This window comes from Campylobacter massiliensis (genome assembly GCF_014253065.1).
Taxonomy (GTDB): domain Bacteria; phylum Campylobacterota; class Campylobacteria; order Campylobacterales; family Campylobacteraceae; genus Campylobacter_A; species Campylobacter_A massiliensis.
In genome coordinates, this window is the sequence record NZ_JACLZK010000001.1 from 388,356 (window position 1) to 407,470 (window position 19,115).

The 19,115-nt window shown below is 46.0% G+C and carries 20 protein-coding genes; 1 reads left to right on the plus strand and 19 read right to left on the minus strand.

Translation table 11 applies throughout. The features are described 5' to 3' along the window. Window positions 1-26: 26 nt before the first annotated feature. From H7R39_RS11415 to H7R39_RS01905, 16 genes are all read right to left on the minus strand, one after another. On the minus strand, window positions 27-149 hold the full coding sequence (locus H7R39_RS11415) for a hypothetical protein (RefSeq protein WP_267454532.1): 123 nt from the start codon (window positions 147-149) through the stop codon (window positions 27-29). Between the two features lie 372 nt (window positions 150-521). Next, the gene (locus H7R39_RS01840) at window positions 522-2,366 is read right to left on the minus strand and encodes a peptidoglycan D,D-transpeptidase FtsI family protein (RefSeq protein WP_185897719.1); all 1,845 of its coding nucleotides are present in this window, start codon (window positions 2,364-2,366) and stop codon (window positions 522-524) included. 3 nt (window positions 2,367-2,369) lie between these two features. Continuing rightward, window positions 2,370-2,672, minus strand: a complete 303-nt coding sequence (gene fliE, locus H7R39_RS01845) for a flagellar hook-basal body complex protein FliE (RefSeq protein ID WP_002946574.1) — start codon at window positions 2,670-2,672, stop codon at window positions 2,370-2,372. Window positions 2,673-2,677: 5 nt separating this feature from the next. Then, complete coding sequence (gene flgC, locus H7R39_RS01850) at window positions 2,678-3,175, minus strand: flagellar basal body rod protein FlgC (protein WP_002946576.1); 498 nt, start codon at window positions 3,173-3,175, stop codon at window positions 2,678-2,680. Window positions 3,176-3,184: 9 nt separating this feature from the next. Next, window positions 3,185-3,622: a flagellar basal body rod protein FlgB gene (gene flgB, locus H7R39_RS01855; protein WP_185897720.1), complete on the minus strand. Its 438-nt coding sequence runs from the start codon at window positions 3,620-3,622 to the stop codon at window positions 3,185-3,187. Between the two features lie 55 nt (window positions 3,623-3,677). After that, a complete protein-coding gene (gene aat / locus H7R39_RS01860; RefSeq protein ID WP_185897721.1) occupies window positions 3,678-4,337 on the minus strand; it encodes a leucyl/phenylalanyl-tRNA--protein transferase in 660 nt (219 codons plus the stop codon). Between the two features lie 18 nt (window positions 4,338-4,355). Then, window positions 4,356-6,521 carry an AAA family ATPase gene (locus H7R39_RS01865; RefSeq protein ID WP_185897722.1) on the minus strand — a complete coding sequence of 722 codons (2,166 nt, stop codon included), beginning with the start codon at window positions 6,519-6,521 and terminating at the stop codon, window positions 4,356-4,358. 44 nt (window positions 6,522-6,565) lie between these two features. Continuing rightward, window positions 6,566-6,877 (minus strand): ATP-dependent Clp protease adaptor ClpS, encoded by a 312-nt coding sequence (locus H7R39_RS01870; RefSeq protein ID WP_185897723.1) that lies wholly within the window; start codon window positions 6,875-6,877, stop codon window positions 6,566-6,568. Next, a complete protein-coding gene (locus H7R39_RS01875) occupies window positions 6,867-7,481 on the minus strand; it encodes a TlpA family protein disulfide reductase (RefSeq protein WP_185897724.1) in 615 nt (204 codons plus the stop codon). Before H7R39_RS01875 ends, H7R39_RS01870 begins: the two co-directional genes overlap by 11 nt. Window position 7,482: 1 nt before the next feature. Continuing rightward, window positions 7,483-7,695 (minus strand): 2-hydroxymuconate tautomerase family protein, encoded by a 213-nt coding sequence (locus H7R39_RS01880; RefSeq protein ID WP_185897725.1) that lies wholly within the window; start codon window positions 7,693-7,695, stop codon window positions 7,483-7,485. Between the two features lie 9 nt (window positions 7,696-7,704). Further along, a complete protein-coding gene (gene smpB / locus H7R39_RS01885) occupies window positions 7,705-8,160 on the minus strand; it encodes an SsrA-binding protein SmpB (protein WP_185897726.1) in 456 nt (151 codons plus the stop codon). 11 nt (window positions 8,161-8,171) lie between these two features. Next, window positions 8,172-8,915: a 4-(cytidine 5'-diphospho)-2-C-methyl-D-erythritol kinase gene (locus tag H7R39_RS01890; protein WP_185897727.1), complete on the minus strand. Its 744-nt coding sequence runs from the start codon at window positions 8,913-8,915 to the stop codon at window positions 8,172-8,174. Then, complete coding sequence (csrA, locus tag H7R39_RS01895) at window positions 8,915-9,145, minus strand: carbon storage regulator CsrA (RefSeq protein WP_002946591.1); 231 nt, start codon at window positions 9,143-9,145, stop codon at window positions 8,915-8,917. The genes H7R39_RS01890 and csrA overlap by 1 nt, the downstream gene beginning before the upstream one ends. Continuing rightward, window positions 9,139-9,960 (minus strand): tRNA pseudouridine(55) synthase TruB, encoded by an 822-nt coding sequence (gene truB, locus H7R39_RS01900; RefSeq protein WP_185897728.1) that lies wholly within the window; start codon window positions 9,958-9,960, stop codon window positions 9,139-9,141. Before truB ends, csrA begins: the two co-directional genes overlap by 7 nt. Continuing rightward, on the minus strand, window positions 9,961-10,095 hold the full coding sequence (locus H7R39_RS11420; protein ID WP_267454544.1) for a hypothetical protein: 135 nt from the start codon (window positions 10,093-10,095) through the stop codon (window positions 9,961-9,963). A gap of 2 nt (window positions 10,096-10,097) precedes the next feature. After that, window positions 10,098-12,182, minus strand: coding sequence for an ATP-dependent helicase (locus tag H7R39_RS01905; RefSeq protein WP_185897729.1), 2,085 nt, complete (start codon window positions 12,180-12,182; stop codon window positions 10,098-10,100). A gap of 164 nt (window positions 12,183-12,346) precedes the next feature. On the opposite strand from H7R39_RS01905, the gene H7R39_RS01910 reads away from it, so the two are divergent. Further along, the gene (locus tag H7R39_RS01910; RefSeq protein ID WP_185897730.1) at window positions 12,347-13,219 is read left to right on the plus strand and encodes a LysR family transcriptional regulator; all 873 of its coding nucleotides are present in this window, start codon (window positions 12,347-12,349) and stop codon (window positions 13,217-13,219) included. Between the two features lie 237 nt (window positions 13,220-13,456). Here H7R39_RS01910 and H7R39_RS01915 read toward each other — a convergent pair whose 3' ends face one another. The 3 genes from H7R39_RS01915 to H7R39_RS01925 all read right to left on the minus strand — a co-directional run bounded on the left by H7R39_RS01915 (window position 13,457) and on the right by H7R39_RS01925 (window position 19,114). Further along, a complete protein-coding gene (locus tag H7R39_RS01915; RefSeq protein WP_185897731.1) occupies window positions 13,457-16,417 on the minus strand; it encodes a TonB-dependent hemoglobin/transferrin/lactoferrin family receptor in 2,961 nt (986 codons plus the stop codon). 366 nt (window positions 16,418-16,783) lie between these two features. Further along, window positions 16,784-17,221 (minus strand): hypothetical protein, encoded by a 438-nt coding sequence (locus H7R39_RS01920; protein ID WP_185897732.1) that lies wholly within the window; start codon window positions 17,219-17,221, stop codon window positions 16,784-16,786. A 171-nt stretch (window positions 17,222-17,392) separates the two neighbouring features. Beyond that, window positions 17,393-19,114 carry a M3 family oligoendopeptidase gene (locus H7R39_RS01925; RefSeq protein ID WP_185897733.1) on the minus strand — a complete coding sequence of 574 codons (1,722 nt, stop codon included), beginning with the start codon at window positions 19,112-19,114 and terminating at the stop codon, window positions 17,393-17,395. Window position 19,115 lies beyond the last annotated feature (1 nt).

Consider the following 19,115-nt stretch of genomic DNA (forward strand, 5'->3'; position numbering starts at 1 on the left):
TATATCAAGGTCGTAATTTAATCCTATTAAACTTTTTTTCTATCCCAGATAAGGGAGTTGTTGTCGTTATCGGGCAGTGCGAACATTTCGCGGCTGTGGCGGCTAGATATATACGCTATATACTCGTCGAAGTCGGCGCCGTCGTCCATAGTAAAGTCGGTGCCGCAAGCGAACTTATAGCGACAAATGAGAGGGCAAGACAGCGCCTTACGCACAAATTCATGATGATTCCTCGGTAATAATTTTTTTGAGAATTATATATGTTATTTAATAAATTATAAGTTAAATTTTAATTAAATGTATCTACGCCATAAACATTGAACGTTGCGTGGATAAATTTGACGAGTCAAATTTGAACGAGAAAACGCCGAGCAAAATCTCAAATTTAAACCCGCCCAAACGCCAAATCCATGCAGACATAAATACTCTGACAGAACGGACTTGCGGGCGAGTCAAATTTACAAGCGAGTATAAGTTTAAAATAGTAAATTTATATTCATGTTTCAACGATTAAAGCAAATTTATTTTTTCTGCTTAGCTTTGGGTTTTGAGCTTGCGGCTTTTTTCTCCGTATTTTCAGCTGGAGCTGTAGTTTGTTCCGGCGCGGTCAAATTTTCATCCGGTTTTAAAAATCCCTCTTCGACCATCAGCTCTACGGCCGCTCTAAAAGTCGGTAGCGCGCTCTGTGCGCCGAAATAATAATACGGTTTCTTCGGCTCTCTGGCTAAAACCCCGATCGTATAGCTATTGCCCTGCGAGTCGTTGACGAATCCGAAAAACGAGCCGTTGTAGGTATTTGCGTAGCCGCCGGTTGTAGCTATGTGTGCGGTGCCGGTTTTGCCGCCGATTTCTAGACCTTCCACCTTTGCTCTTTTGCCGGTGCCGACCTCGACGGTTTTTATCAGGATGCGCTTCATCCTCTCGGCCGCTTCTTGGCTTATGGCTTCGACCGGTTTTGGGTCGTTTACGACGAAAAATTTGCCGTCTTTATAGAGCGAGTCCACGACTTTTGGCGTCACCATAACACCTTTGTTATTAAATACGTTATACGCCTTTAAAAGCTGGATAAAAGTCGCTTGCAAGCCGTATCCGTAGCTGATCGTGGCCTTGTAAATTTGAGAATTTAGCTTGGCTACCGGCGGCATATTTCCGACCTGCTCGTATGGCATATCGATGCCTGTTTTTTGCGTGAAACCGAAATTTAGCAGCCCTGAGTAAATTTGAGAACCGTCTAGACGCTGGGCGATCTGTATCATGCCGATATTTGAGCTATATACGATGATGTCTTCGGCTGTGAGAAAGGGTTCTGGGTGTGTGTCTTTTATCGTGCGTTTTCCTAGCTGATAGACGCCGTTATACGTATTTATGCGCTCGAGTGGATTGATTTTGTCGTTTGCCAAAAGGAGGGCGAAAATAAACGGTTTAAAGACCGAGCCGACCTCGTATGCGTACTCGGTTGCCGAGGAGTTGAGCGACTTGTAGTCTTGTTTTCTGATGTTTGAGGGGCTATATCTAGAGGTGCTGGCAAGCGCTAGCAGGCCGCCCGTTTTTGAGTCCATAATGCCTACGATTATCTCTTTTGCGTTTAGAAATTCTTTCTTTTCATCGATGATTTGCTCTAGTCTGGTTTGTAGTTTGAGCGAGGCGTTTAGGATGATATCGTATCCGTCCACGCGGTTAGCCAAATTTGAATCGCTTGTAAGGATAATGTTGTTTCCGATGTCTTTTGGGCCTAGCAGTTTGGCGTCTTGGATCGAGGAGATGTAGTATTCGTAGGCTTTTTCTACGCCTTTTACGCCCTCTGTTTTGGTGATGCCGTCTTTTTCGACCTTTTTTACGTAACCTATCATCGGCGTGAGCGCGTCGGCGGCGACGTATTGCCTACTTTCTCCGCTTTCTATTATGCTCATATTACGTAGTATCGCAGCTCCGGTGCTTGGGTCTTCGTACGGGATAAAGATTTTTTTTCTATACAGCTTTTTTGATAGCTCCTGCAGATATGCTGCACCCTTGGCGTCGATCTTGTAGGAGAGCGTAACGGCGCCTTTTTGACTGTTGATGATTTTGGTTACGCGCTTGATATCGTCGCCACTATATATGCAGTAAAGCTTGATAAATAGATCTTTTTTATCGGGGTCGATATTTCTAGTATCTATCATCACTTTGTAGAGCTTTTGGCTGCCCGTGATGCTAAAGCCGTCCTTTGTGATGATGTTGCCGCGCAGGGCCGTGTTTATGTCGCTGGTTTCCAATTTTGGCAGGCGTCTTTCGATATTTGCTCGGTAAAAGATAACTGCCAAAAATATGCAGATAAAAAATAAAATAAACGCAAATAAAGCGATTGTTTTTGATTTTCGCTGATTCAAGGCTTAAATTTGCGTTCTTGAGATTTCTTTGTATGCGCTTAGGGCCTTATTTCGGATCTCTAGCATGAGTTTCATCGATGTGTCGGCCTTGCCGATAGCGATAGCGGCTTGGTGCAGGTCTTTTACCTCGCCTGTTGCTAGGTCGGCGATGGCTTTGTCTGCGTTGATTTGTATCTCGTTTAGCTCTTTTAGCGAGTTATCGAGCATGTCGCCGAAATTTAACTCGCCTTTTTGATTTTGCAGGGTCTTTGCTTCTTTTTTTTCAAACGGCGAAGCAACCGAGCCGATTTTATCTATGTTCGTCATAAAATTTAACCTTGTAATAATTCTAATGCGCTTTGAGCGATCGTTTTAGCCGACTGAAATGCCGAAACGTTCGCCTGATAGGCGCGCGTGGCTTCGATCAGATCCGCCATTTCGATGACTGGATTGATATTCGGGTACGCTACGTAGCCCCTCGCGTCGGCGTCTGGGTGAGACGGATCGTATTTTAGCTTAAAATCCTTGTCGTCGCGCACTATCTTGTCAACTACGACGCTCATTATAGCAGGTTTTGCGTCTTTTGTATAGAATTTATCGTCTAGCGGATTTTCGTATTCGAGCAAGTTATGTTTTTTTGCCACTTCGTCGTTTAGTACGCTATCAAAATCAACCGCCTTAAATATCACCTCGCGGCGTCTATATGGGCCGCCTTCCGCCGTTCGCACGGTATTTGCGTTGGCGATATTGGAGCTAATGACGTTCATTCTAAAGCGCTGAGCGCTTAGTCCGTATCCGCTGATATCAAAGTCGCTTAAATAATTACTCATAATCTATCCTTAAATTTTGCTGCTGGCATCAACCACGTTTTTAAATATCTGGCCGCTTTGCCTCATGGCGCGGTCAAGCGCAGTTATCATTATCGCGTTTTTGCTAAGCTCGGTCGTCTCGACGTCTAGATCGACGGTGTTTGCGTCGTTTCGCGCCATGTGTCCGTCACGTAAAAATATCGTCGCCCCGTTTGACGCCGGAAAATCCACGCGAGGAAAGTGCGTATCGTCCGTTTGCGCGAGTTTTAAAATTTTATTTTCGTCTTTGCCGTAGATTTCTTGCGCCGTTTGCGACAGAGCCGCTTCAAACGCGATGTCGCGGGCTTTGTAAAAAGGCGTATCGATGTTTGCTATGTTGCTAGAAATCATTTGCTGGCGCAAATTTCTGCTTGCCAGCGCGCTTTCTACGAGCGGTCTTGATTTTGAGGTTTGGATGCCTGCGAACATTTTCCTGCCTTTTTCTCTAAATTTTAAGAGATAATAAGCAAAAGACGTTCCAAAACTAGAGTAAATTTTTAAATTCGCCAAAGCCGCTAGGTTGGTTTTTTAGCTCGTTAAATTTGGCTAAAAAATCGCTTCGCCTCATCGCTTTTGCGCCCATAAATTTTAGATGTTCGTTCATGACCTGGCAGTCGATGAGAAAATCAAACGGCTCTAAAGCGCGGCAAAGTGCGATGAGAGCGACCTTTGACGCGCCCGTTTTTAGGCTAATCATGCTTTCGCCGCAAAAGACCTTGCCGAAAATTTGCCCGTAAAGCCCGCCCGCTAGCTCGCCGTCTTCGTAAACCTCCACGCTGTGCGAGACGCCTAGGCGGTGCAAATTTACGTATGCGCGCACGATATCTTCGCTTAGCCACGTGGGCCCCTTTTTTTCGCGCTCGCTTTTGCAGATTTTTAGCAAATTTTCAAAGTCGTAGTCAAACCGCACTTCAAATTTTTTAAGCGCGGATTTTATGCTTTTTTGCACGCGCACCTTGCTTGGAGCTAGCACCGCGCGAGGGTCTGGCGACCACCAGTATATGGGTTCGCCTGGCAAAAACCATGGGAAAATGCCTTTGTCGTAAGCTTGCAAAAGAGCATCGGCGCTTAGATCGCCGCCGACGGCTAAAGGCGAGTTTGCGGGGGCGTTTGCGGGGTCTGGGAAGTTATAAATTTTTTCCAAATTTGACCCCGCGTCCGCTTATTTTAGAGTTTCAAATTTAAACGCAAGCTCGCCGCCCTTTAGCGCGATATTTGCGACGCCGCCGTTTTTTAGCGCGCCGAAAAGTATCTCGTCGCTAAGCTTGGTCGAGATCTCGTCTTGAACTAGGCGTTTTAGATTTCTGGCGCCAAATTCCTTGCTATAGCCCTTTTGCCAGAGGTATTTTTTGGCTTCGGCGGAGGCTTTTAGGACGACTTTTTTCTCTGCTAGGCTTGAGTTTATCTCGTTAATGATTTTTTGTGCGATGAGGCTTAGCGCGTCCTCGCTAAGGTCGTTAAAATGCACGATTTTATCGATACGGTTGCGAAACTCGGGGCTGAAAAATCCCTTTACCGCCGAGTCTGCTTTACCGCTTTCGTCTTTGCTAAAGCCCAGCGTCGGAGCCTCTTTTGAGCCTAAATTTGAGCTCATTATGATGACGGCGTTGCGAAAATCGCTCTTTGCGCCCGTGTTATCGGTGAGGCTAGCGCCGTCAAAAATTTGCAAAAAGACGTTTATCATCTCGTCGCTGGCCTTTTCAATCTCGTCAAACAAAATCACGCTATAAGGGTGCTTTTTAACGGCATTTGTGAGTATGCCGCCCTCTTCAAACCCGACATATCCCGGAGGCGCGCCGATGAGACGCGAGACGCTGTGCTTTTCCATGTATTCGCTCATATCAAACCGCTCGAAATGCACGCCCAAATTTCGCGCCAGAGCCGCGCTTAGCTCGCTTTTGCCCACGCCGCTAGATCCCGTAAATAAAAATACGCCTACGGGTGCGTTTGGTTGCTTTAGCCCCGCATACGAGCGCTTGATCGCCGCTACTAGCGTATCTACGGCCTCGTCTTGGCCGAAAATTTCCGACTTCAACCTTTGGGCTAGGTTTTTCAAATTTGCCGCGGCGTCAGATTTTAGATTGGTATCGGGGATATTTGCCATCTTGCTCAAAACCGCGCTTAGATCGGACATTTTTACGGTTTTGCTTCTGTTTTGCAAGGCTAAAGCCGCGCCGACCTCGTCGATGAGATCGATGGCGCTATCGGGCAAAAATCTATCGTTTAGGTACTTTTTGGCTAGCTCTACGCTTTTGGCTAAAATTTCGTCGCTAAATTTGACTCCGTGAAAGCTCTCGTATTTGGTGCGAAGTCCTTTTAGGATCTCGACGCTCTCGTCCGCGCTCGGCTCTACGACGTCGATTTTAGCAAATCGGCGCGAGAGGGCTTTTTCTTTTTCAAAAAAGCTGCGATACTCCGCGTACGTCGTCGCTCCGATGCAGCGAAGCGAGCCGTTGGCAAGCGCTGGTTTTAGTAAATTTGACATATCAAGTCCGCCGCCGTTCGTGGCTCCCGCGCCCACGATCGTGTGGATCTCGTCGATAAAAACTATCGCATCTTCTTGCTCGGCTACCTCGTCCATTACGTCTTTTAGGCGTTTTTCAAAGTCGCCGCGGTACTTCGTGCCAGCTATCATCGCGCCGATATCTAGGGCGAAAATTTGCGCCTGCTTTAGCCGCTGCGGCACCTCGCCGCTTGCGATTTTTAGCGCGAGCCCCTCGACTACGGCTGTTTTGCCAACACCCGCTTCGCCTACTAGGATCGGATTATTTTTCTTGCGGCGGCTTAGCGTTTGCATTAGCCTTGCTAGCTCGTTTTCGCGCCCGATGATCGGATCGATCTTGCCCTCGACGGCTAGTTTGGTTAAATTTGACGAGTATTTGGCGAGGTTTTGGAAGTTTTTAGCGCGAGTCTGCTTGTCGTCTTTTGTTGCTTGCTTGATCTTTTGCGGATCGACGTCGTAAAATTCTAAAATTTTAGCTCCGTACGTGTCGCCTCTGGCTGCGATTTTAAATAGTAAATCCCTAATGCCGACGTTTTTATCTTTTAGTTCAGCGTTTAGCTCTTTAAAAATTTGCTCCAAAAGCACCGTCATGCGCGGCTGTTTGTGGTGCGGCACCTGCTCGTTGGTTTGCAGTAGATAGTTTTTTAGATCGCTTTTTAGTCCATCGACGTCGGTGAGTCCGGCCTCTGCTAGGATATCTCTAGTCTCTTCGTTTAAATTTACCAGCACGAAAAGCACGTGCTCGCTGGTTAGATACTCGTGAAAATTCGAGTAGGCAAACTGCCCGGCCTTTTCCAAAAGATAGCTTAAATCCGAGTCAAACATTATTTCCTCCTCTTTGCGTCTTTTGACGCGCCCGTTTTTACGGGCTACTCTTCCTCGACGACGGCCTTTAGCGGATAGCCCGCTGCGGCTGCGGCTTTTAGCGTTTGGTTTTGTTTGGTTTGGGCGATCTCTTTGGTATAGACGCCCGCCACCCCGCTACCTTCGTTGTGTATTTTTAGCATCACGGCTACCGCGCTTTGCATATCGCGATTAAAAATTTCTACCAGCACGCTCACGACAAAATCCATACTCGTAACGTCGTCGTTTAACAAAATAACCTTAAATTTACGCGGAAATTCGGGTTTTTCCTTTAGCGCGACGTCTCGCTCCCGCTCGGTGGCGGTTTTAGCGGGCATTTTTTATTCTCTCGTAATCTTTCGTCATCACGTCTAGATGGATGCCGCCTAGGTAGTATTTCACGCCGAATTTTCCGCTATCTACGTCGGTTAGCTCCTGATATACGCCGCCTTTTAGCACCATTTTTATCGGCACGCTCTCAAGCCGCTCGTATTTTATATCCTCTAAAATTTGCGCCGAAAGCTTGTCGTTTGTCTTTATATCGTTTGAGATAAAGTAAAAGGCGTTGTATTTTTGTGCGAAATTTTCTACTACGTACTCGTTCGTGACGTTTTCAAAGTGCGTTAGCCCCACGATCGTAAAGTCGTTTAGATGATCGATCTGAAATTTGGTGAGATCGGGAGCTTCTTTTTGACACGGCGGACAAAACGTACCGAATATATCAAACATCAAAATTTTATCCTCGTCGCCTTTGATGACAAAGCCGCCCTCTACGCGTTTTAGCGTGAGGTCTTTGCCAAACACGCTCTTTAGCGCGATCTCCTCGCCCGTTTTATAGCCCTCTATCTTTACGGGAGCCTTCGCCGTCTCGTCCTCGCCGCAGCCTGCTAGAAATATCGTGCAGGCCAAAGCCGCAAAAATCGCTTTTATGGTTTTTTTCATATTATTTTCCTTGTTTTGATCTTAGTTCGGTTATGCTTTCGCCGCCAAATCCGTAGTCGTCGGTGCTAACTTCCTCTATCACGACGACGGTTCTGCTTGCGTCGCGCTTTAGCGTATCGCCCAGCAGTTTCGTCACGCCTACTATGAGCGCGCGCTTTTGCTCGGCGCTTACGACCTCTTTTTCTTTTGTGATTTTTATATTTACGTAGGGCATTGGTTTTCCTTAAGCGTATTTTTTCATCGCCGCACGCGCTTCTTTGTCGGCTTCTTTACGTTTTATCGTCTCGCGCTTATCGTGTAAATTTTTACCTTTTGCCAGAGCAAGGCGCGCCTTTACGATATTTTTGTCGTTTAGATAGAGTGCTAAAACCACTAGCGTGAGACCCTCTTGCGTGACTTGACCGAAAATTTTATCTATCTGCTTGCGGTGCATCAGTAGTTTTCTAGGAGCCCTTTCGTCCGGGCGAAACGCCGAGTGTGTCGTGTTTAGGTGGCTGATGTGCGCGTTTAGCAAAAACAGTTCGCCCTTTATCACGCGCGCGAAGCTATCCTTTAGGTTTGCGCGGCCCGCCCTTAGAGCCTTTACTTCGCTGCCCTTTAGTACGATACCCGCCTCGAAAGTCTCGATGATGCTAAAGTCAAACAGCGCCTTTTTATTTTTGGCTAAATCCTTACCCATTTTTTACCTTTTTATTTTAAGAAAAATACGCTCGCGCCGCTACCGCTTAGAAAAAAATCCTTAAATTTATCCATCTGCGGATAAATTTTAAAACACGGCGCAAAAAGATCGTTTAGCTTGCTATTTTCGTATCGCTCTAGCAGCTGTGCAGTCGTCATCTCGCGCATTTTTTCCGCCGAATTTACGTCGATGCTATCCATAAAATTTGCCCTAAATTCGCCGTAAACTGTAGGCGTCGAGCAAAAGACGCTCGGCGTTAAAATTTCTACCTCTGGCACTTCGTCGTCAAAATCGCTTATTATCTCGCCGATACCGCTAACGTTTGCCGCCTCGGAATCGCTAGCGAAAAACGCTACGTCCGCTCCGATATTCGCGCCTATTTTCATCAAATTTTCGCGCGTTAGTTTTAAATTTAACTCCTCGTTCGCCATCTTTAAAAACGTAGCCGCGTTTGAGCTGCCTCCGCCAAGGCCCGCGCCTAGCGGGATTTGCTTTTTTATCACGATTTTATGCGAGGCGAAAAACTCGTCCAGCTCGTTTTTAAAGCCCGCTTTTTCTAGCTCAAATTTGGCCTTTAAAACGATATTGTTTTCGATATTTTCGTTATCGCACTCAAGCGCGAAGCCGCTTGATTTTTCAAAGAAAATTTCGTCGTAAATCTCGCGCCTTAAAACAAAGCGAGAGACGATCTCGTGGTAGTTGCCGCGAGTGCCGACGATCTTTAAAAAGGAGTTGATTTTCGCGTAGCTTTTCATTATTTTACGATTTTATCGCTCAGCTCTTTTAGGCTCGCTTCGCCCGCGCCGTTTAGGGCCTGTTTGTTTTCCGCCGCTACGTCTTCTACTAGCTCAGAGCGCAGGATCATCATATTTTTAGGCGCGTCGATGCCGATTTTTACGCCGCCTTTTGAGATACCTACGACCGTGATTTTGATATCGTTTCCCAGCATTATGCTTTCGTCTTCTTTTCTTGCGAGTATTAGCATTTTTCGACCTTATTTAGTTTATATGTTACGGTTTCGTCTTTGATTTCAATGATACTAAAAAATTCATCAAAGTTTATTAAATATAGCCCTTCGGCGCCAAATTTTAGCTTTTCTACGCTCAGTTTTTTGCCAAGCATCACGTCTGCTGGGTTGCCTAGATATTCGTTTTGTGGTAGCGAGATATAATCAAGCGGATTTAAAAATCGCTCGTTTTCGTAAACAAATTTGCCTTCTCTTACGCGTTTTAGCGCGCTTAGAGTGGCACTCGCGCCAAGCTTTGCGGCTAAAATTTGAGCGTACGAGCGCACGTACGAGCCCTCGCTAACGCTAATGCGAAAGCTCAAAAACGGATGCATATACGCAGTTAAATTTACATCAAAAACGCTCATCGTTTGGCTTTTTAGCTCAAACTCCTCGCCCGCTCTTGCTAGCTCATAGGCGCGCTTGCCATCCACGTGCTTGGCGCTAAATTTGGGCGGTACGTAGGCGATCTCGCCTTTTAGCTCGCTTAGCGCAGCCTTTACGTCCGCTAAATTTAAAGGTGGGCAAAGCGCGATGTCCTTGATATTTTCGTTATCTAGGCTAGCACTTGTAGCTCCTAGCCACATCGTCGCTTCGTAGATTTTGGGCGTTTTATCTACGTAGTTAAAAAGCCGCGTGTGATTGCCTAGGGCCACGATCAGGCAGCCGCCGGCAAACGGATCTAGCGTGCCTGAAAAGCCCGCCTTTTTTACGCCGTATTTGCGCTTTAGCCGGCTTAGGAAATGATTTGAGCTGATGCCTGCAGGCTTATTTGCGACAAAAAGCGCGTTCATTTAAATTTGACCTTTTAGAGACCGCGCTAAATTTGCGGAGTTTTTTAAATTTGATCCGCGAGCGTCAAATTTGAGCGCGTAAATTTGATCAAATTTGACATCGTATCTTGCCAGCAGAGCCTCAAATTTGCCCATTTTTACACCGCTTTTTCGACGAAGCTAGACATTATCTCGCGGCTGATTCCGCCGAAATTTATCGTTAGCTTTAGCTCTTTTTTGATCTTCGTTACCGCCGTCACGCGCCCGATACCGAAAATTTTGTGCTTGACGAGGTCGCCTTTTTTATATTCGCCCGCAGCTTGCGTTTGCGTCTGGATGATGAGGCTGCCGCTGCAAACGCCTGCTTCGCTTAAAAATCTGCTCTTTTCCAGCCTCGTTCGCTGGCCTTTATAAAAGCGCGAATTTACAAAGCTTAGCGTCAGGGTTTTTTTGGCGCGGGTGATGGCGACGTAGGCTAGGCGTCGCTCCTCTTCGATGTCGCTACCGTCTCCTAGAAGCGGGAAAAATCCCTCCTCAAGCCCGATCACGAAAAGATGCTCGAACTCAAGCCCCTTGCTAGCGTGGATGCTCATGATTGAGATCGCCTCGCCGCCGATGTTGTCTTGCTCGCTTTGCAGCGCGATCTCGTTTAAAAACTCCTCTATAGAAAAGCTTGGATTTTGCTTGATTTGATCCTTGATCGTAGCGTAAAACTCGTCGATGTTCGCCACGCGCTCGGAGCCGTCGGGCAAGCTCTCGTAGTATTTTTTGATGCCGAATTTCGCTTCTAGCTTATCCACTAGCTCATAGGGCGAGTCGCACTCTTTTAGCTCTCTTAAATTTGCCGCAAATTCGCCAAGGCTTGAGACGATCTTTTTACTTAGATCCTTGTCGTTTTCGTCTAGGCTAGATATCGCTTCAAATAGCGAAAATTTATGCTCGAAGGCGATCTTTTCGATCTTTGCGAGGCTTACCTTGCCAAGGCCGCGTTTTGGGCGGTTGATGACGCGCTTTAGCGAGAAGTCGTCGTTCTCGTTTGCGACCAGCCTTAGGTAGCTGATGACGTCTTTGACCTCGGCGCGCTCGTAGAATTTAACTCCGCCGACCATTTTATACGGGATTTTTTCCTTGGTTAGGCCCTCTTCGAGCGAGCGGGAGAGGGCGTTTATGCGGTACAAGATCGCGATATCGCTAGCCTGCGCGCCGCTATCAAGCAGCTTTTTGATGCGTTTGGCTACTTTTAGGCTCTCCATCGTTTCGTCGTCTGATTCCATTAGCGCGACGTCCTCGCCGCCTTCTTTGGTACTTTTTAGCTCTTTGCCGAGGCGGTTTCTGTTGTGGTCGATGAGCTCGTTTGCCGCGCGTAAAATTTGACTCGTCGAGCGGTAGTTTTGCTCTAGTCTTATGACTTTGGCGTCTTTAAACTGATCTTTAAAATTTAATATATTTTCGATTTTAGCGCCGCGCCAGCCGTAGATACTCTGATCGTCGTCGCCCACTACTGCTATATTTTCGTGCGTTAGGCAGAGTTTGCGCAGGAGTTTATATTGCAAGTCGTTGGTGTCTTGATATTCGTCCACCATCACGTAGGAGTATCGCTGCGAGATCTCGCGCGCTAGAGCCTCGTCCTCGTCTAAAATTTTATAGCTAAGGCACAGCAGGTCGTCAAAATCCACGAGGTTATTTGCCGCCAGATACTCCTCGTAAAGCTTGTAGATGTTTGCTAGCTTTGCGTGGTAGCCGTCTTTGAAATTTTGCCCGTTTGCAAACATGCCGCCGTGATTTAGCACCTCCTCTACGCTTAAAAGCGAGTTTTTAAAATTTGAGATCTCGCTAGCTAGAACCGAGGTCGCGATATCGCCCTCAAAGCCTTTTAAGATACGCTTTTTATCGTCGGTGTCGATGATGACGAAGTTGTTTTTGCGCTTTAGGCGGTCGATGTAAAATTTCAAAAACAAAAGCCCGAATTTGTGAAAAGTGCAAAGTAGCGGAGTGAAGTTTTTACCGGCGGTTCCTAGCATATTTAGCGCGCGGGTTCGCATTTCGCTTGCGGCTTTGTTGGTGAAGGTTAGCGTTAGGGTGTTTGACGGCGGGATGCCTAGCTCGCTTATGAGATAGGCTAGGCGAGTGGTGATGGTTTTGGTTTTACCGCTGCCGGCTCCGGCCAAAATCAGCATCGCTCCGTCCGTATGAGAGGCGGCCTCGCGCTGGCTTTCGTTTAGTTCGTCTAGTAAATCGGGCATTAAATTTCCTGCTTTATTTATTAAAATGATTAAATTCTAACAAAATAAGCTTAAAAATCGCCGCTGATTTAAATTTGGGTCTGATTAAGAGCGTTTTCAGATATAAATCAATACAATATTAAAAAGATAATTTTATAAGCTGATATAATAATAAGGAGCCCGACATGATCAATGATTTTAGTAAATTTTATACCTTTATGGAGATAGTGAAAGAAAGAAGCTTCTCAAAAGCCTCAAGAGCGCTTGGTATCTCGCAGCCAGCAGTTACTTTGCAGATGAAAAAGCTCGAGGAGATGCTACAAACTACGCTAATAATGCGTAAGAAAAACGGCATCGTCCTAACTCACGAGGGCGAGAAATTTTATAAACTCTGTACGCAGTTTGAAAGCGCTATGTTTCGCTTTAAAGACGAGCTAGCGCGCATAAAAACGGACAAGGTGCCGCTAGTCATCGCCACCACGCAGCTCATCGCCGAGGCGGTCATCTCGATACTGCTGGATAAAATCTCGCAAAGCGTAGGCAGCGAGCTAGATATCAGGATAAAAGAGCAAAACGAGCTCATAAACTACCTAAAAGACCGCCGCAGCGACATCGCCATCATCCTTGAGCAGTCGCTTGATAGTAGCTTGCTCGTTAAAAAACTATTCGACTACGAGCTGATTTTGGTTTCAAATAAAAAAATCGCCGAAAGCGTGAAGCCCGAGGAGTTAGTTAAATTTAAATTTATCAAAGATAGAACGCGAACTTATCTTGATGATATTTTGCATAAGCACGGCGTGGACGCGCATGCGCTTGACGTGGCGTATTCGCTAGACGGTTCGATAATGGTCTGCCGCGCGCTCGCGTCAAACCATGCCGATACGTACGTAGCGTTTTTACCGAGATTTTTGATCGAAAACGAGCTAAAAAACGGCAGGCTGTTTGAGATAAATATCTCTAAATTTAAGCTCACTCGCTCGGTTTATGCCGCCGCGCTAAAAGAAAACGAGGAAGCGTTGCATAAATTTCTAAAGATCAAGACGAGCTTTAATTTTTAATTCGCTTTGGCGCGGACGCTAAATTTGACTAAAATTGGTCTTTGCGCCGCGTAAATTTTAAATGCTCCCAGGCAAAGCCAAATCGGGAGCAATCTCGGTTTGGCGATTTTTATAATTTCAAATTTTAAAACTAGGCCGTCAAATTTGACTGTAAATTTATCATTTTTTAAAAGCGAAAAATAAGTTAAGAAGAAAAGCAAGGAGACGGGCAAGAGCCCGTCCGAATAAGAATGCGGCTTAAAACGTAAATTCCCAGTTTAGCCTGAAATTTCTGCCGGCCGAGTAGAAGCGGTTGATACCTAGTCCCGTGGTTCTATCGATCATGTTCATTGTACCAAAAGGCCTAATGGAGCGCGCAGCGTCCCAAGTGATGTATTTTTCGTTAGTTAGGTTATAAACGCCTAGCCTAAACGTCAAATTTTTAATCGGGCGCACGTAGGTTACGACGTCTACTAGCGTGTAGGCGTTGCTTCGCCATTTTGAGTGGCTGTTTGTATTGTATGGATTGCCGTACGGGTCGGTATCTAGGCGCCAGAACATATTATAGGTGTCTTTTTCTTTTTTAGATGCGACGCTAGTGACGTAGATGTCGGCGCCGAATTTATCCGCAGCGCTTGCGTAGCCTAGACCGTAGATCGCAGTAGTCGGCTGGATGGCATTCATCGGCACTTTACCGTCGTTATCGGTTTGTACTCTGCCTTTTTGCAGCGTTAGTTTGTAGCTAGCGTGAAAGCCCTCTAGCGCGTCTGAAATTTGACCAAAATGCAACATAGAGTTTATCTCAAGACCGCGCACGGTAGCCTTACTGCGGTTTACGTTGCCGTATAGCGCAAAAGGTATGGTGTTGCCGCCGCCGCCTGTGGCGTAGCTTTTGGTGCCAAGCGATATTAGGTCTATAAAGTTGTCGTATTTGGTCTCAAAAAAGCTTGTCGTTATAAAGCTTTTTCCCTCGTGCAGCGTTAATGCAAGCTCTTTTGTCTTAGCTATTTCCGGTTTTAGATCCGGATTTGGTTGGATGGTAAAATCAGGATGCTTAAACGCTAGATATAGTTCGTCCGTGGTCGGCGCTCTAAAGCCTTTGGAGTATTTTAGCTGCACCCTAAAGTAATCTAGCGGATCGATGTCGGCTCCGATGGCATAAGAGCTATTCGTAAATTTTTTATTTTGAGCGATGTATTTTATATTTGCTAGCGCGTTATTAGGCGCTTCTTGCTTCCATGCATCATGGGCTATTTTCCACTCGTCTCTATCCGCGTAGTCCCACCACTTTGGCTCCGGGCTGGGGTTATACGGCACGAAAAGGCCTAGCACCATATCGTCCGGGATTTTAGGCGTAGAGCCCGGGACGTAGTTTGGTTTATATTTTATCTTGTCGTAGCGGTAGCCTAAATTTATCCCCAACCAGTCGTTTACTCGCATATCGTCGTTTAGATATAGCGCGCCTTCTTTTGTTTTAACCGGGATGAGAAAAGACGTGAGAGGCTCGGTTCTAGGGCAAAGCGCGTAAAGTAGCGTTAGCGGCGCGTTTTCGCACGTATACGGCGTGCCGGTAAAATCCGTGCCTAGAGTCTTGGGCGCCCACCACTGGTTGCTTGTGGTATCGTAGCCCTGCTTGTTTGTCATGGATTTTTCGGTTTTAGTAAAGCTTAGTCCGTATGCGATATCGTGCTCTACGTCGCCCGTTTTGGCGTATTTGTTAAAGTCTAAGTTAAACTGCTTGGTGTTTGTGTCTAGATCTCGCTCTTTCCAGTCGCGGCTTATGTAGCCTTTGCCGTATGGAGTGATGAGATATCCGCTTTCTGAGCTTTGTTTAAACGTCTTACCCGTTCGCGCGTCGGTGTAGCTTTTATCTAGCGGGACGGTTGATTTTATGTATTGCTCGGTGGCGTAGTCGTATTTTAGCACGTCGATATTTGGCTGTGAACAGTCAAATATCGAGCAGTCCAGCCATGTATTGCTAACGTTTTGATTGATGCTAAATTTGTTCTGATCATGGACGTTTCCTTGGCTATCTACGATTCTGTTCACCCATGTTAGACCGCCGTACTGCGGATCTACTTCTTGGGTTCTTTGCAAGGTTACTTCGCCGCCGTACTTATCGACTACTTTGTTGTTTTTAACCTGAAGTCCGATAGGGTTTGAAATCTCAGGGCAGTTTTCGCCTCCCTGGCAGTGCTCCTCGGTTCTGGCGCGAGATTTGATTTTTTGATTAGAGTAGGTAAATTTCATCGTGTCCCATAGTGGAGTTTCGCTAAAATTTTCATATGCAAAAGCGCGATTTTTCCTATCCATCATATCGTCGTTGTATCTTAGACCGGTATCTATGATCTCGTCCCTGTTGCTAGAAAGCGTAAGCGTGTATGATAGGTCTTTGCCTTGAGATCGGTTTTTGTAGGTATCTGACATAAAGGTAAATCTATGCTCCTCGTGAGGCTGGAAGCCTAGCTTGATGAGACTGCTCGTTTTTTTGATGTAGTACGGGTCGGCCTTTTCTCTGGTTCTACCTAGCACGCTATCGTCATAACCCTTGTAACCGTAGTTTTCCGTCTCGTGGTGCCTGCGCTTAGTTTGTACGGCTAGGATATCAAACCACTTAAACCTACCGGCTAAGGTATGCGAGTGCATGGTTTGGTTATCAGCGGTGTTGTAGCCGCCCTTATAGCCGTAAAAATAGTCCTTATCTAGCAAAAGATCCCTTGCGTCTTTTGTTTCAAACATCACGGAGCCGCCCAGAGAGCCAGAGCCCGTACGAACGGAGTCTGCGCCTTTTGAAATAGTGGCTTGTTTTAGCGTTTCAAATTCCACGCCGTTGCGAGTGTTGTTAAAGTTTCCGTATCCTTCAAATAGCTCCTTAAAGCCCTGCGAGCTTAGCGTTTGAGCCTGATGGAGTCCATCTACGGTTATAGCCACGCGGTTTTCCTCCACGCCTCTTATCGCGTAGCCGCTCTGGCCGAAACGCCCAGCCTCTACGGTCGTTACGCCCGTTTCGTATCGCACGAGGTCTTTGTTGTCTGAGACCTGCGTTTTAGTTAACTCCTTGGCGCTTTTTACGCTTTGGCCGACTTTTTTTTGCATCGGATCATTCTCAGCGCCTGCTTCGCCGCTAACCGTTACTTCTTTTAGCTCGACTTCGGCTTCTTTTGCATTTAAATTCGACAAAAGAAGTAAAGCGGCAAGAGAAAATTTAAGATGATTCATTTTTACCCTTATTAACGATAGTTTTGATATTCATTTGCTATAAAGGCGAAATGATAATAAATATTTGTTTATACTTTGATTAAAAAATTAGATTTTAGTTTAAAAATTATAAATCAATTTTTTATATTAAGGAATAAGAATATTGATATTAGCAAAACTGCTGTAAATAGGATAATATTTTGCTTAAGTAAATTTAGTAAATTTAAGACAAAATCCGCGTCCGTAAAAATGCATATGCGAACCGAGGTAAGCGCTGTAAAGCCGCCTATTTGAGCAAAACTAATATCGCCCGACTTGAATGAAGGAAAAGCGTATAAAAGTAAACCTATAAAAAATAGCGCGAGCAAAACGGCGAATAAAATTTGTTCACTTTTTAAATAGATCTTTATTGTTCGGGTTTGACATTAGCGCCGACATCGACTTTTCGAGCTGATTTTTTTGGGATTTGTAAATGGAAAAATTTACCAAGATCGGACTGTTTTCTACTAAAATTTGAACGATAGCTCCAAGCGGAAAGCTAACGACGCTGGCAAAATTTTCCTTACCGAAGCCGGCCTCGAAGCTCAGCTCCTCCGGCGTGAGTTTGGCGCTGCTAAAAGTATAGCCCGCAAGCGTAAAGACGATAACGGGTGCCGTAAAAGTGCTCATAATATACTCCGGCAACTCGGGGCTAAATTTAACCAGATCAAGGTTGGCCATCGCCGAAAAGGAGCGGTCGTTTTTTAGCAAGTACTCTACGCACTCAAAAACGTGCTCCTTCATCATCGCCGCAAATCTCTCGTCGTCTAAAATTTCATCAAGCATTTTGCCTCCTTTTGTACCTTTTCTCAAATTTACCGTCCGTCGCCGCGCCGAATTTAGCTTCAAATAAACGCAAAATTTAGCGTCAAATTTGTCGCCTTTGACTCGGTTTGGCTAGTCAAATTTGGCCGCTCTTTTAAATTTACTCCCCAAAGTGCGTCAAATTTGCGCTCGCTACGCTTCCTGGCAAAACTCCTCAACTAGCTTTCTAACCTCGTTTATGCCGATCTGCCAAAACGCCGCGTCCTCGATATCAAAGCCAAACATCTCGACCAGCTCTTTTGGCGAGCGCGAGCCGCCCGCGCTTAAAAACTCGGTATAAATTTGCACGAAATTTTCGCATTTGCCGCTTTTGTAAAGCCCGAAAATCGCCAGCACCAAGAGCTGCGCGTAGGAGTAGGCGTAGCAGTAAAACGGCGTGTGGATAAAGTGCGGGATGTAACTCCACCAAATTTTGTAGTAGTCGTTTAGCGTAACGCTTCGTTCGAACATCTTAGAACTCTCTTCGAGCCAAATTTTATTTAGCTCCTCGGCGCTGATCTCGCCCTCGTGCGCGTGAACTCGGCGCTCAAAGGTCGTGAAGTTTATCTGGCGATAAAGCGTAGCAAAGATATCCTCGATCTTGCCGGCGAGTAGGGCGGTTTTTTCTCTGCCTTTTAGCGTGCTTTTTACGTGATCAAAAACCAGCATCTCGCAAAATACCGATGCCGTCTCCGCAGTGGTTAGCGGCGTGTCGGCGTTTAGAAATCCTACGGTTTCATAGGCTAGATTTTGATGCGCGGCGTGACCTAGCTCGTGCGCTAGGGTAAAAAGATCCCGCCTCTCGTCGGTGTGGTTTAAAAGCACGTAAGGATGGGCATTTGCGACGCCTGATTGCGAAAAGGCGCCGCCTCGTTTATTTTGCGCAGGATAGACGTCGATCCAGCCCTCTTTAAACGCGCGAGCGGCTATATCGCCGAATTTTGGACTAAATTTGGAAAAAGTCTCGAGCACGATTTTTTTGCACTCTTCAAATTTATAAACGCTCTTGCTCTCTCCGAGCGGCGCGTATCTATCGTAGTCGTAAAGCTTTCTAAAGCCTAAAATTTTGCGCTTTTTCTCGTAAAATTTAATCGGCAGATCAAAGCTCGTCTCGGCCGCCTTTATGAGCGCGTCCACGCTGGCTTTGGTCGTTTGGTTTGAGAAATGCCGCGGGCTTTCGGGTAGGTCGAATTTCCTCAGCTCGCAGCTGGTTTTTAGGCTGGTTTTTATCATATTATAGATGTAGCTAAGCAGATGCTGCTGCAGCGCTAGGCCGCCCGAGAGGCTCTTTGCGGCTGCTTTTCGCTCGGCTCGATCCGGGCTGTGAAGTTTTGACAAAATCTCCTCTTCGCCTAACATTTTGCCTTTAAATTTAAACTTAAGCGCGCTTAGCGTCTCGTCAAAAAGCCGCGAAAAGCCTTCCGCGCCCGTGTTTGCCGTGCGGAGTAAAATTTGCTCCTCTTTTAGGCTCAGCTGGTGGGCTTTTTCTTTTGCGATATTGGCTAGATAGTAGCCAAGTCTTTGGCTTTTGGCGATGATTTTGTTTTGTCTGGCTTCGTCAAATTCGTTAAATTTAAGCTCGAAAAAGAGCAGATGATTTTGCGCCTTTGAGCTAAGCTCGTCAAATTTGGCGTAAAACGCGCCCTTTGAGGTGTCTTTTGAAAAAACTAGGCTCACGTAAATTTGCACGCGAGCGATGTTTTCTAGTAAATTTTCATATTCGTTAAGCGCGTTTAAAAACTCCTCGTCGCTTAAATTTAAAAATTTATCCGAATATTTTGCTTCAAATTTTTCGCACTCGTTTTGTAACGAAAGAGCCGAAATCTCCAGCTCTTTTTCGTTTTTAAAAAGTGGGGTCAAGTCCCAAACGTTCATT